The organism is Streptomyces sp. NPDC002868 (genome assembly GCF_055563295.1).
The window spans coordinates 38,313-51,340 of record NZ_JBVHDR010000023.1; the positions used below are offsets into that span (position 1 = coordinate 38,313).

The following is a 13,028-nucleotide window of genomic DNA, read 5'->3' on the forward strand; positions in this document are numbered from 1 at the left end:
GCTGCCCCGAGGGTATATGGCAGGGAGAGGCGCACAATCTCAGCTGCCAGGCCCTACAGAGCCGAGGACTGGTCAAAGTCTCCAGAGGAAAAGGGCAATGGTCCGCGGCGCTCACGACCGCCGGCCAGCATTTCCTCGACCACGGCAGCTATCCCCCCGACAAATCTCGTGCGAGAGGTACCGCTCCCGTCCAGAAAGCTGCAACGCAGCCGGCGGCCGTCTCCGACAGACAGAAGGCTAGCGAGCAGGTAGCCACGCCGCCACCGCCACCGCCACCGCCACCGAGCCCCAACTCCGGACCTCGACAAGGGAAGAAGACCGTCACGGAGCAGCTCCTGGAAGAGCTTGCGGAAGCGGGCGGCCGGATCGTCAAACGGGAAAACAGCGGCCGGGAGAGCGAGAAATGGCCGATCCGCGTCGCCGCAGCCCGGAGATCGGGGAAGATCCCAAAGGCGAAAGAGCTGCACGGAGGCTGGTGCCGTGACGGCTATGAAATCCGGCTCGTCGACACGCCCGCCTGGCGCTTGGCCACGCTGACGCCCATTCCGGTACCGGCACGACTCGTGCAGCCGCATCCAGTCGTCAAAGCGCTGCAGGGCCTCCCTCATCCCATGGGGCTGACCAAGTCCGTGCAGAACCGGGCTTTCCGGCTCATCCATGCCCTGCTCACTGCAACACAGAGGGCGGGGCACACCGTCGCAATCGGCAAAGCGAATGCAGCACCGCTACGGCATCGTCGGCGAAGCGGCCCACCTCACTTCACCATCACGGCACAGGGCCAGACATGCGAATTCCTCCTCCTGCAGGAACAGGACCGGGTCGAGCACGTCCCCACACAGAAGGAACTCGCGGACGCCGAGAAGCACTCCTGGGTCAGGATCCCTCGCAAGGGGTCGGTCTCCGCGGACAGGCAGCCGAACGCAAGCGTCTGGCTGACCTGGAGGAAGCACAGCAGAAGCGCCTGCGGTGGGAAGCAGCGAAGAGCCAGGCCACGACCGAATACGCAGAGGCATACCGCGTCCGCCACCTCGAGGCACAGCACGCGGCGTGGAGGCGCGCAGCGGGCCTCGTCGAGTACGTCGGCGCACTCCGACTTCATGCAGAGGGTCTGCCCGCGTGCGTCAAACGTGCGTCAAGATATCGCCTGTAACGCCCACAGCGCACATAACGCACACCACCCGAACCTGCAGGTCAGGCACCCTTTGCCGCAGGCTCAAGGATCGCGACAGACTCAACGTGGTGCGTCATCGGAAACACGTAACTGGGCGAGGGACCTGTCATATCCGCAGGTCAGCGGCAGTCTTTGGCTCTGCTGGAGGGCCCTTCGGACGCCCGGAGCGTCAAACGAGCGTCACGACTTGCCAGAGCAGCGTCCCTAGCGAATCGCTTCGGCCAGGTCTGCCAAGAGGACGTCAGCCACTAGTTCCTCGACCACGGCGGTGCCGTGGTCGGCCATGGCACGAGTCAGCTCGGGGTCCCAGGGAGCCTCGGTGAGGCGGCCGGGCTTAGGGCCGTGCGGTGTGCGGGCGACCGCGGCACGGTAGTCCGCCGCCATAATGCGCCAGGGGCGGGTTGGCGTCTTGTCCAGGAGATACGCGGCGATGCGGATGCCTTCGCCATCGAAGTCGCCGTGGTAGCGAAGAATGGCGCCCTGGTCCGCGAGGAGGCGGAGAAGGTGGATGGCCGCGCTGTTGGGCCAGCCGGATGTGCACACGAGCGGCGGACAGTCCGAGCCGAAGCGGCGTACGGCGAGTGCCAAGATGCTGGGGTTCTCAACGGCGTGGACGACGGGTGCGGGGTCGGAGGCGAGGGTGAACTCGCCCGGGGCCCGCAGTTGGGCGAGGGTCAGGCTGGCGGCCTGAGCAGCCTCGGCACAAGCGCGGGCCACACGGGCGAGCGGGCCGTCGCCGGCCGGACGCAGTCCGCCGACGAGAACGGTGGCGCACGGTCGTCGTCAGCGACGACTGCGCGGGCCCACAGAGCGCGCCGGTCCGCCGCGGACTCCGGCGGAGCGGTGTCGTGGAGGGTCGCCAGAGCACGCAGGACGAGGGTGGACAGGCGGGTGCCGTCGTCAAGTGCGTGGGAGTCGCCTTTCAGGACCCTGGCAGCGAATACGGGCAGGGGCTCAGCCTGGGCAGGAAGTTCCGCAAGCACGGTGAGTGCGTCGGCGAGCAAGGTTCGAGTTGTTTCGGGTGAGCCGCCGACCAGACCGGCGACTCGGCAGTACGTAGTCCAGTCGGCGAGCGCAGGCTGCGCCCGCACGGTGGCATGACCGTCCAACCATGCCCACAGCTCGGCTCGTTCGCCTTCTTTGCGGCGTCGTTCGGACGCGCGATCGTCGAGAGGGCCAACAAGTTCGGTGACGGTTCACGCACCGTACGGCCGGACAGTTCAGTGACGGCCTCTTCCAGGCGGGCCAGGGCGACGGAGGGGCGAGACTCCGGCAGACGGTCCAAGCCGAGGAGGTCGGCGAGGGCCTCGCGCTGGGCGTCGTCGAGCGGTCCGAGCCGCACCCGTGTGACAGGGCGGCCGGAGGGGAGGCGGCTGTGGACCGTGTGCCAGAGCGGGCGGAGTTCGGGGCGGCGCAGGGTGTGTTCGCCCGGGGCCGGTTCCGGGTGAGTCATCCCGCCTCCAGGTCGGTGCCGTTCCAGACGAAGCGAGCGCTGGTGACAGCGTCGTCGTCCCCGTCGGTGAGGAGTTGATGGACGGCGATGCCGGGCAGTTCGCCGTACGTGCACCACTCGTGGTCGGAGGTGACCATGAGATCAAGGTCGAGTGCGGTGAGCAGGGCGAAAACCTGTCCGCGGTTGACCGCGTCGACACCGACGAAGACCTCGTCCAGCAGGATGGGCCGGGGTGCCAGGGGCACGGCCTCGTAGTGGGCGGTGACGGCGGCGAACAGCGGCAGGTGCAGTGCGATGGCCTTCTCTCCTCCGGAGAGCGCACCATGCAGCTTCTTGGTCAGCGGCCGCCAGCCTGTCCCGTTCGCCCGGTCGAGGCGGACGGTGAAGCGGTGCCAGGCGGTGTAGTCGAGCACCTCGCCGAGCTGTTCCTCCCAGCTCGCGGCCGTGTCGCCGCCTTTGGCCTCCTCGATACGAGCGCGGAAGAAGGCGTGGAGAGCCTCCCGATCGGTCTCGGTGACTCGGCCGGGGTCCTTGAGCAGCAGCTGACGGGCGGTACGGGTGCTGTCCGGAAGATCCGGACGGACGTCCCAGACGAGCTGGACGGCGACGTTGGAGGCGGTACGGACCCGCTCCAGCTTTGCCGTGCCCGTAACACCACGTCCAGCACCGGCCCCCGAGTACCGGAACCACCCCGCCACCAGGACACAAACCCATGCAAAACGGAATCCGGCACTAGCCGGACCGGCCCCAGAGCCGGCAGTCCCCCGACGCGTACGTCCCGCGGAAGCAGGCGGACGCCTTAGCCGCGCGCCATGACCAGCGGGCTGCTGGACGTGGTCGATTCCATTCCCCTGACAGTGTGCGTGTTGACTGTAATCGATCAAATATGGGCATAGGTCGGCCAACGGAGGTTCTCGCTCCGGCACAGTCACATGGCGAACCCGAACTGACTATGCTCCCCCGCGTGTTGCGCCGCTCTCACAGCGAGTCACAGAGTGCTGTGTTGCGCGCGGGACCGAGCCTGGCCGCAGGGAGACGTGACCACACGTGCGATCTCGGGACCCATCCGGGGGCACCCATCGGAACACTTGTGCTCGGCCGAGCCGGAGTCCCGACCGATCTTGTCGGCGCACCGCATCACCCCCAGTCCACTAATTTCAGATTGTTTAGGGACCCCTAGATGGTTCGTGCAGGTTCATCCCTTAGAGCCCTGCCACGTGCAGTGGCTCCAGCATGGCTAATCCTCCCCGGTGTTCTGGCCGGGGCCTGCGGTACAGCGCCGCTGTCAATCGAGACGCTGGCCGGCCCGCCCACATCCCCGTCACCACGTACGTTGGCGAGGGCACGAGCGCCGATGGCCGGGCTTCATGCGCCTCTTCCGGTCGGACGACCTTGGCGGCCGACGTCGGGGGCCCGGAGCCCCGTCTTCCAGGCCGCAGCTGGGAAGACAGGGCAGGGCGTCAGTGCGGACGCCGGGTTGCCAGCCAGAGGCAGATGCCGGGTGGCAGGGCACCGGCCAGGCCCGCGATGAGTGCCGCCGTCGCTACCGGCTCACTGATGGTGGGCAGCACTCCGCTCACCATTCCCATGGTGGTCGGCACAGTGAGCTCGCAACCCTGCTCAGTCATGAGGGAGCCCCCGCCCTCCACACCCAGCCCGTAGCCCGTCTCCATGCACTCCTTGGTCCCGAGGACATCGGCTCCCAACCAGAGCAGGGCGGACAGCCCCGCGCACAGGAGCGCCCCGGTCAACCCGAGCACCCGTAGATTATGGGCCCGGTTGTCACTTTCGACCATGCGGGTCATCCTCCTGGGATCGGGACGTCAACGGTTGGCGGGGCAGTCGTATGTGCCGTTGGACCTGTACGTGGGTTCGCCGCCCCGTACCCAGTCCGCGCAGCTCGGCACACGCCAGCCGCGGTCCTTGTTCACCAGGCGCTGGGTGTCGGAGCCGTACCGATCGTAGTTCAGGCCCATGCAGGAGCTGCCAGGGTCCATTCCGACGTCGTTGCAGTCGTTGCAGTCGTTGCAGTCGTTGCTGAGCTTCTGGGCGTCCATGCCGTACGGGGAGCTGGAGTTCGCTCCCTTCTCCGCGGCGATCCAGAAGTAGTACTGCACGCCGGCGCTGAGCTTCTTCGGGTAGCCGACGCCGATGGAGAAGTCCAGCTTCTGGCAGGAGTCGGTGGTGTCGTCCCAGTCCCAGTACGGGACGGAGCTGCTCGGGAAGGTCCAACCGGGTGGCTCCGGCGGTATTTTCGAGGGTGCCTGCAGGCAGGCGGTCCACGGCGCGGCGGACTCTGCGGGCCGCACTGGCGGCGACGCTGGCCGCCTTCGAGCCGCTCACGACCGCCGAGACCTCCGAGGGGGTCGACGCGTCACAAGACGGGGGTGCAACGAGGGCTCGCCCAGGAAGCCTGACCGCCAGGGGGCGGGGACGGTCATTGTCGTCCCCGCCCCGGCTTTGTTCTGACGGCCAGCGGATGCGGAGGAGGGGGCATCGGCCGACGATGGGAACATGCACGCCGGACGGCCGATGCCGAACGGACGGGGCGGCGAGACAGCGGTAGGCGCTGGCTCGCCGCCGCAGGAGTTGGTCGGCGGGATGTTGGAGCAGGTGCTGCACGCGACCCCTGCCTGTGTCGGCATCCTCGATACCGAGCTCCGCTATCTGTACGTCAACCCGACGCTGGCCCGACTGAACGGTCTGCCTGCTGAGGAGCATCTGGGCCGGACCCTCGACGAGATGCAGCCGTACGTCGGCAGCGGCAGAGACGTACTGCTGGAAGTGCTCGCCGACGGGCGCTCCCGGGAGGGAATCAACAGCGAGGAGATGGTGTCCGACTCAGAGCTGGGACACCGCCACTGCTGGCGTGGCGCCTACCACCGTCTGGAGATCGACGGCGAGGTGCTTGGGGTGGTCATGGTCATCATGATCATCGATGGTGTGCGGCGAGAGCAGATTGAACTTGAGCGGGCGCAAAACCGGTTGGCCCTGCTCGACCAGGCGGCCACCAGGATCGGCACCACCCTTGAGATGGAAACCACCTGCGCCGAGCTGGCCGATTTCCTTGTGCCTGTGCTGGCCGACGTGGCGGGGGTCATGATGCTCCCGGCCATTCAGCGCCTGGACGAGGGCACACGGCCCGGGCCGGGCGCACTGCTGCGGCTGCGCCTGGAGGCCGTGGCCGCCGTGCCTCACTTGCAAGACCATCTTTCGGCGCTCGGCGCGGTAGTGGGCGAGGACAGGGACTATCGCGAGGGAGCGGGGACGTACCGCTGCGTGGCGAGCGGGCAACCGGTGGTGGAGAACCAGCTGAGTGACGAGGAGATGGCCCGCTCGGTCCCCAACGTGGATAGCTTCGACGCTCACCGTGCCGTCGGCGTCCATTCGGCGCTCGTCGTGCCGCTGACTGCCCGCGGGCACCTGATGGGCACCGTGGCCATGGTCAGAGCCGGCAATTCACCGCCCTTCACACAGCAGGACGTGGTCGCTGCCCAAGATGTGGTGGGACGCGCGGCGATCAGCCTGGACAATGCCCGACGCTACGACCGCGAGCATGGCATCGCGCTGGAGCTCCAGCGGGGACTACTGGCCGAGCCAGGCAGCCCGCACCCGGGGATCGAGGTGGCCACCCGCTACCTCCCCGCCGGGGACAGCACGCTGGTTGGCGGCGACTGGTACGACGCCATACAGCTTCCCCATGGACGGACTCTGCTGGCTATGGGCGACGTCATGGGGCACGGAGTTGAGGCTGCCGTGGCCATGAGCCACTACCGGGCCATGCTGCGCGTCGTGGCCGCTGAGGACTTGCCGCCGCACAGCGTCCTGAAGCGCCTGGACGAGCTGATCACCGAGGCGGTTTGCGACCGTCCTGCCACTTGCATGCTGGTGCTGGCAGACCCTGGACACGGAGAGTGCCAGTACGCCAGTGCCGGCCACCTTCCTCCCGCCGCACTGCGTGCCGAGGGCTCTGCGGAGCTGCTGTCCGTCCCCGTAGGCCCACCACTAGGTACCGGGCTCGGTGGCTACCGGACACGCGTTGGCCCCTGTGAGCCAGGCAATGCCCTACTGCTCTACACCGACGGCCTGGTGGAGCGGCGAGACGAGGACGTCGACCAGTGGCTGACGCGCCTCACCCGGCTGCGACTCCCCGCCGACGGGCCGTTGGAGGACCTCCTCGACTCCCTCCTCGCCCGCCTGGTGCCGCATGGACAGGCGGAGGACGACGTAGCGGTCCTGGCAGCACGGCTCCACGCCTGACCGAGCCGTGCGGCGGGATCACACGCCCCGTCCGCGCCATACCCCGCCCACTTGCCCTCACAGCAGGGAGGACGTCCTGCTGATGGTCGGGGAACTGGCGGCCAACGCCGGCCGGTACGCCCCGGGGCCGTTCTCGTTGCGGATGAGCCGCGTCTTTGACGGTTGCATGTGATCGGTCGAGACAGCGCCTCGACCAAGTCCTCCGGTACGAGGTGCCGGAGGACTGAGCTGGCACCCTATTGAAGCTCTCGCCCACGACGTCAGCGTCCTGGTTCACCGGGTGATGAAGAACGGCCCGTCCGCAGGGTGCACGCGGCGCCCACCGCTCCAGGAACGCCCACCACGACTGGACCACGAACCCGCTGCGGCAAGGACACGTTCGCTACGGAGAGCGCCCGTTGCAGGCCCTTCGAGCACGCTGGGGCGCCGTGGTACCCCGAGGAGTACGCATCCGTGGTCTGCGCTGACTGCGATGCCGTGATGGAGATCTGACCGGCGCACGTACCAACAGCCCCGCCGGCTCCCTCCCCGGACTCCCCTGGAACGCTTCAGGGCTTCCTGAGCGACTTCGCGCACGTGCCCGTTATGCACGGCTGCGTGCGGGGCCACGCCCCCTCGCCCGCCAGCCGTAAAGAGACGTGACCAGTGTGCCTTGGCCGTGCGACCCAGCGCCCCGGAGACACCGGGACAGACAGTCCCCCTTCGTCGGCCAGGACCCAGGCATCTGGACATGACAGCGGCACCACCGCAACACAGGCCCCTCGTGCCACTGACGTCACCGAGCGCAGCCGACGTCCAGCACTTCGATCACGTCACCATGGACGGTGTACACAAGCCAGCACCATTCACCAAACACCGCGGCTAGCTCCGGGACCTGCGCCGCCGGATCCTTGGCCAGAGCATCGATGAGCGTGATGATCTCCTCATGCATGTCGTCCGGGACGTCGAACAGCACGCTGGCAGCCGGTTGGATCAGTTCGACTTTCATTTCACCCACCGTCCGACGGCAGGAGCGGCACGGTACGGCGGAGCTGTGCACTCCACCCGGGTCTGTAGAGGACTACGACCAAAGTCCCCCGAACACAATAAATCCACCACCCGTCCCGTGTGGGGCTCACGTCAGCGGAACCGCGTGCGTCAACCCGCGGTCAGCTCGGCGAGCTCGATCAGCAGCTCGGTTCCCGGCCGTAGCTGGCGCAGCAGCGGATGGGGCGAGGCCAGCAGGGCCGTCTCTCGGCGACGGCCCAAATGTTCAGCCGAGGCCGACACCGTCGCAGTCCCGCCGTGCGGCGTCGCCAGCGTGATCACCAGCGGCACGAACGCGTCCCTGCCGAGCCGCTGCACGTAGTAGCGGGCTATCAGCCCGCTCAGGCTGTGCCCGTTCAGAACCACAGGCCGCCCCGCGCTACGGGCGCATACCAGCTCCACCTGGTCGCCCAGCCCCCGTGCCGCCGTGCGGATGTCCAGGCTGAACGCGCTGTAGCCGATCGGCACGAACGGGCGTCGTCCTTTTGGCCTGCCGGACTGGCCCGGCTTCAACCCGCACCGCCGCCGAGCATGCAAACCGGAACCACGGTGATACTTTGCGCCACGTCCCCCTCTCCACGTCTTCGTCTCGCACAGCCCCTCTTGATCGCTACCTATCGGGCACACAAGCCAAAATCGTGTGCTGATGTGGGAAAATGGAATACGAAGAAATTATTGGCTTGAGAGCTCCACAGCGCGCCGGGGCCAATTCGGCCGACCCGCTCCGCAACCGAGCCAGGAAAGTGCAGAGACGCTTCTGACGAAACCGAAGGCAGCCGGACCGGAACATGCGGCGGGATCACCCTCTTTTCAATGATAAATGCGGAGTGAGATTCCAGCACTGGAGCATTCCTGGCACACAAAAATACAAAGTCGTCTGGCGTGTATCAGCAAGGGCGGTCAGGTACCCCCACGACCTATGTCTGGCCCGGCCCCATGGGCTCGCCGTTGGACTTGCAGAGGCGAACTTCGTCCCGTCCTCGGTGCGGCTTGCGCCGCTGGCGCACCTGACCGGCCGCAGGTCGACCCCGGCCGAGGGGCACGGAGCGGAGGAAGGATCAGATGCGGGAAGAGAACGATGCGTATGAACGGCGCTCCCCAGGGGGCGGAGGTAGCTGCTGCGGCCGTTGACGCCCAGGGTGTCGTGACCGCGTGGAGCCGCAGTGCCCGGCTGCTCCTGGGATACGCACCAGGGGAGGTCGTAGGGCGCTCGGCGTCGAATCTTCTCGCGGTTGGCCTTCCGGATTCGGCACGTCGGAGCATCACGCGGCGGGAGGCGTGGCTCGGAAGGGTCGCGCTGCGGGACCAGGCGGGTCGTCCGGTGGAAGCCGATCTGCGGGCATGCCCGCTGATGGACGCCGAGAAGCAGGTCCAGTGGTTCGTCCAGGCCGCCGTTCCGCAGGAGGGCGACAGTATCGACCTGGCACTGCAACGCAGCCTGCTCCCGCATCACCGGCCCGCCCAGCTGGCGGTGGAGACCGCGACGCGTTATCTACCGGCGGATCCTCAGGCCGGTGTCGGCGGCGACTGGTTCGATGTCATCCCTCTCTCGGGTGCCCGTGTAGCTCTGGTCGTCGGCGACGTCGTGGGTCACGGCATCCATGCCTCCGCCACCATGGGACGTCTGCGCACCGCGGTGCGCACCCTGGCGGATGTCGACCTTCCCCCCGACGAGCTGCTGACCCAGCTTGACGATCTCATCCTGGAAGAGATCGAAGAGGGGATCGAATCGGTCGGTGAGGTCGGCGCGACCTGCCTGTACGTGGTCTACGACCCGGTCTCCCGCCACTGCACGCTGGCCAGCGCGGGCCATCTCGCCCCTGCCGTCGTCACTCCGGACGGCTCCGTGGACGTCGTTCCCGTGGCACCAGGCCCCCCGCTGGGCGTGGGCGGCCTGCCCTTCGAAGCCACCGAGCTCGAGCTGTCCGAAGGCAGTCTGCTCGTTCTGTACACCGACGGTCTGGTCGAAGCCCGCGACCGCGACATCGACTCCGGACTGCGGACGCTTCTGCGCGTCCTGGCCGAGCCTGCCCCTTCGCTCGAGACGACCTGCGACAGCGTCCTCAAGGAGCTCATGCCCGGGCGGCCGGATGACGACGTCGCCCTCCTCGTCGCCCGCACCCATGCGCTGGGGCCCTCCCATGTGGCCTCCTGGGACCTGCCGGCCGACCCGGCCTTCGTCGCCGACGCGCGCCGGCATGCCGCCGACCAGCTCCTGACCTGGGGTCTGCAGGAGGCCGCTGCCACCACGGAGCTGATCGTCAGCGAACTGGTCACCAACGCCATCCGCCACGCCAGCGGCCCGATCCAGCTGCGGCTCATCCGCAACGCCGCCCTGATCTGCGAAGTCTCCGACGCCAGCAGCACCTCCCCGCACCCGCGCCGAGCCCGCGACCTCGACGAGGGCGGCCGCGGACTGTTCCTCGTCGGCCAGCTCACCGAGCGCTGGGGCACCCGCCACACGCTCACCGGAAAGACCATCTGGGCAGAGCAGCCCCGGCCCCTCCATGCCCGCATCCAGCCCTGGCGCCTACCCGCAGCAAGAGCCCCGCTGACGACGCCCGCGTGAAAGACCGGGAATGACCGCCGCTCCGGCCGTGCCGTGCGGGGCCGACCAGACTCTTCCAGGAGCGAAACCGCGGCGGCGAACTGGCCGCAGCAGCGCCTGCGGCAGCCATGGCGCGTCAAGCACTGGACAGCGGCACCCAGGGGCGGCACGGGCGGAATGACCTTGGCCAGCGTGAAGACGGACAGGGCACGGAGCATCCCAGCGGACGAGTGGAATGCGCGCCGCCCTGGACGCCTTCACCCGCTGCTCTTCGCTCCCGCGGCCTCGTTCTCGGCGATGCGGGGGATCCAGTGGGTGGCCTCTCAGACGTGATCGACGAGTTGCGCAAAGCCCCTCTGGCGCGCGCAATGCGCGCAGCAGAAAAATTGTGCGTCCGCTTGAAGGCCGTGGCCGAGGATACGGCACTGGCAGTTGTCGCAGATCGGTGCCAACCTCTGGGCGGCGCACTCGATGCTGTCGAAGGTGTGGACAGCTCCTGCGGCATGAACCTCGAACGCCATCTCGTAGTCGTTGTTGCAGACCTCGCATACGGCCATGAACGTCAGCTCCTCGTTATTGGGTGCATGGACAAGACAGGGGCCTTTGGCCGACCTTCCTGGACGGTAGCGAGGAGCCGCGCCGGACCTGCCGCGGCACGTCCACCGGGACTCGACCGGCATACGTCAATCACTCAGCTGGCGCGGCTCCGGACGGGCCGCCGCCTGCGGCTCGTGTCACACAGCTCACGCGGGAACACCTCCGCCAGCCGCGGCCCACACGACCGCGGACACGAGCACCGGGATGAACAGGGCGGACAGCAGCAGCCGCAGTCCCAGGGCGCTTTGAGCGGCAAGCGGCCCCTGCCGATGCGTTCGCACCGGCGGCCGAGGGCACCGGAGCGAGAACGAGGCACCGGCCCGTGTACGTCGTCTCGGCGCTAGACGGTCTGCCTCCCGGCCAGAACCCCGATCCACACTCTCGCGTGGCATGTCCTGCCCACGGTCGACAACCCCCTTCGCCAGTACCGACAGCCCCCTCTCTCAGCGTGCTTCCCGCAACGCCTTTCAGGGCTCCAGCACACGGAGAGACGGCGGCCTCTCGCACGGCACTGCGCGCTCTCGGTGACGGCGCGGCCGGGCGATCCCGGAGGCGCCGTGGTCGACGCCCCGCTACTGGGTCGAGGCGCGCGCCGGAAGGAGCGGGGAGCCTCCAAGGGATCAGCGACCACATGCGGCGTGTGGTGGCGCCGACCCGGGCCTGAAGCGGGCGTGGATGGCGTAGACGGAATCGGGCGACGGACTGCTGGTCGAGGTGGAGGAAGGAGGCGGCGGGGGTGTCGATGACTGAGGAGAGGCCATGGTTGAATCTTCTACCAACAATCGACGGCTCCTCTTACCGGACAGGCCGACGAGCGCTCCTTCGTTGCAGCAGCTCCCTGGCAAGGCCAGACCACGCGACGAGGTGCTGCAGGAGTGCGAGGCGGAGACCGCCGAAATGCGCAAGCGCATCCCACGAGTGCTTTGGGTGTTCTTGGTACCGGACTTGACACGCGCCTTCCGCTGGCGTGTCCAGCTTGACTGCGGCTGCATCACCGAGGTCATCACTCGCGAAGACGGTGTTCCGCCGCACGAGATGCAGTGGGACGCCCCGTTAACAACGCGCGGCTTCCTCCAGGGCAGATGCTCTGCTGGCACGACGATTCGCCGCCCGAGCCGTATCGCGACATCGTCGAGTGGGGAGAGCCCAAGGAGGTGAACTTTCCCGCCGACCCTGTTGGGCCACCGGAATATATGGAACCCCACGCGTGGTCGGTGATCCGCCACGACGAGCCACATACGTCTGCATTCTGGACGGTGACACTGGCCTGTGGTCACGTCTCCGAGGCCATCGCCCCGGAACTCGACTGGATGCCCGCCTCTGGGCCTCATCGGGCAGCTCCGAAGAGAGTGCAGCAGATGTCCGCCGAATTCGAGCACGTATGGCTCGCGAACCCGGAACTGCAGACCGAGCGGGATCAGGAGCACACCAGACGAATGCTTGCAGACGGCTGGCCGACACCGCGGCCGGAGACACTCTGTTACACCTGTACTCAAGCGCGACTGATCTTGGCCTACGAGCGAACCGGATGGCTCATCCCCCGGCAGCGAAAGCCGGAGAAGTCGGTGAGCGTCGCACCTACGCCATCGCGGTCCACCTTGGAGCGGCGGTTGCGAAAAGCCGAGACCGAGGCAGAGCGTATTCGAGTCGAGTTGGATCAGTTCGACGAGGAGGCTATCCAGCAGCCTGCCACGAAGACCCCGGACACCTAGTGTCCTGCGGCGGAGATCCGTCGGCAGAAACGGGCGAGGGAGTCGAGGATCTCCTCGGCTGTCTTGGTCCAGATGAACGGCTTGGGGTCTTCGTTCCAGTTCTTGACCCAGGCGCGGATGTCGGCTTCGAGGACCTGGACGTTCTTGTGTGTGCCCCGGCGGATCTTCTGGTCGGCCAGGAAGCCGAACCACCGCTCCACCTGGTTGATCCAGGAGGAGCCGGTCGGGGTGAAGTGCAGTTGGAACCGCGGGTGTTTGCCC

General features: G+C 67.6%; 9 protein-coding genes and 4 pseudogenes. 3 read left to right on the forward strand and 10 right to left on the reverse strand.

The window, feature by feature from the left end; translation table 11 throughout:
- Positions 1–1,375 precede the first annotated feature (1,375 nt).
- The 6 genes and pseudogenes from ACZ3H8_RS36565 to ACZ3H8_RS36590 form a co-directional block, all read right to left on the reverse strand.
- On the reverse strand, positions 1,376–1,888 hold the full coding sequence (locus tag ACZ3H8_RS36565) for a TIGR02679 family protein (RefSeq protein WP_467409157.1): 513 nt from the start codon (positions 1,886–1,888) through the stop codon (positions 1,376–1,378).
- Positions 1,846–2,304 (reverse strand): annotated as a pseudogene (locus tag ACZ3H8_RS36570) (TIGR02679 domain-containing protein); the annotation flags it as partial. The pseudogene ACZ3H8_RS36570 and the gene ACZ3H8_RS36565, both read right to left, overlap by 43 nt.
- Positions 2,305–2,447: 143 nt before the next feature.
- Positions 2,448–2,624 (reverse strand): annotated as a pseudogene (locus ACZ3H8_RS36575) (TIGR02679 family protein); the annotation flags it as partial.
- Positions 2,621–3,322 carry an SbcC/MukB-like Walker B domain-containing protein gene (locus ACZ3H8_RS36580; RefSeq protein ID WP_467409159.1) on the reverse strand — a complete coding sequence of 234 codons (702 nt, stop codon included), beginning with the start codon at positions 3,320–3,322 and terminating at the stop codon, positions 2,621–2,623. The pseudogene ACZ3H8_RS36575 and the gene ACZ3H8_RS36580, both read right to left, overlap by 4 nt.
- 762 nt (positions 3,323–4,084) lie before the next feature.
- The gene (locus ACZ3H8_RS36585) at positions 4,085–4,420 is read right to left on the reverse strand and encodes a hypothetical protein (protein WP_467409161.1); all 336 of its coding nucleotides are present in this window, start codon (positions 4,418–4,420) and stop codon (positions 4,085–4,087) included.
- A gap of 27 nt (positions 4,421–4,447) precedes the next feature.
- Positions 4,448–4,933 carry a hypothetical protein gene (locus tag ACZ3H8_RS36590; protein WP_467409162.1) on the reverse strand — a complete coding sequence of 162 codons (486 nt, stop codon included), beginning with the start codon at positions 4,931–4,933 and terminating at the stop codon, positions 4,448–4,450.
- A gap of 205 nt (positions 4,934–5,138) precedes the next feature.
- Here ACZ3H8_RS36590 and ACZ3H8_RS36595 point away from each other — a divergent pair, with 205 nt between their 5' ends.
- On the forward strand, positions 5,139–6,884 hold the full coding sequence (locus ACZ3H8_RS36595) for a SpoIIE family protein phosphatase (RefSeq protein ID WP_467409165.1): 1,746 nt from the start codon (positions 5,139–5,141) through the stop codon (positions 6,882–6,884).
- Between the two features lie 775 nt (positions 6,885–7,659).
- Here ACZ3H8_RS36595 and ACZ3H8_RS36600 read toward each other — a convergent pair.
- Both ACZ3H8_RS36600 and ACZ3H8_RS36605 read right to left on the reverse strand, forming a co-directional pair.
- Positions 7,660–7,872 carry a hypothetical protein gene (locus tag ACZ3H8_RS36600; protein ID WP_467409166.1) on the reverse strand — a complete coding sequence of 71 codons (213 nt, stop codon included), beginning with the start codon at positions 7,870–7,872 and terminating at the stop codon, positions 7,660–7,662.
- 149 nt (positions 7,873–8,021) lie between these two features.
- On the reverse strand, positions 8,022–8,378 hold the full coding sequence (locus ACZ3H8_RS36605) for an esterase/lipase family protein (protein ID WP_467409168.1): 357 nt from the start codon (positions 8,376–8,378) through the stop codon (positions 8,022–8,024).
- 631 nt (positions 8,379–9,009) lie between these two features.
- Here ACZ3H8_RS36605 and ACZ3H8_RS36610 point away from each other — a divergent pair.
- A pseudogene (locus ACZ3H8_RS36610) lies at positions 9,010–10,479 on the forward strand (ATP-binding SpoIIE family protein phosphatase); the annotation flags it as partial.
- Between the two features lie 302 nt (positions 10,480–10,781).
- Here ACZ3H8_RS36610 and ACZ3H8_RS36615 read toward each other — a convergent pair.
- A complete protein-coding gene (locus tag ACZ3H8_RS36615; protein WP_467409170.1) occupies positions 10,782–11,015 on the reverse strand; it encodes a hypothetical protein in 234 nt (77 codons plus the stop codon).
- Between the two features lie 1,080 nt (positions 11,016–12,095).
- Here ACZ3H8_RS36615 and ACZ3H8_RS36620 point away from each other — a divergent pair.
- Complete coding sequence (locus ACZ3H8_RS36620; RefSeq protein WP_467409171.1) at positions 12,096–12,767, forward strand: hypothetical protein; 672 nt, start codon at positions 12,096–12,098, stop codon at positions 12,765–12,767.
- On the opposite strand, the pseudogene ACZ3H8_RS36625 reads toward ACZ3H8_RS36620, so the two are convergent.
- A pseudogene (locus ACZ3H8_RS36625) lies at positions 12,764–13,028 on the reverse strand (IS630 family transposase); the annotation flags it as partial. The gene ACZ3H8_RS36620 and the pseudogene ACZ3H8_RS36625 overlap by 4 nt on opposite strands.

Excerpts from the sequence above, each read along its gene's own strand:
- ACZ3H8_RS36615 (WP_467409170.1), bottom strand. The coding sequence starts at position 11,015 with ATGGCCGTATGCGAGGTCTGCAACAACGACTACGAGATGGCGTTCGAG.
- ACZ3H8_RS36600 (WP_467409166.1), bottom strand. The coding sequence starts at position 7,872 with ATGAAAGTCGAACTGATCCAACCGGCTGCCAGCGTGCTGTTCGACGTC.
- ACZ3H8_RS36585 (WP_467409161.1), bottom strand. The coding sequence starts at position 4,420 with ATGGTCGAAAGTGACAACCGGGCCCATAATCTACGGGTGCTCGGGTTG.
- ACZ3H8_RS36595 (WP_467409165.1), top strand. The coding sequence starts at position 5,139 with ATGCACGCCGGACGGCCGATGCCGAACGGACGGGGCGGCGAGACAGCG.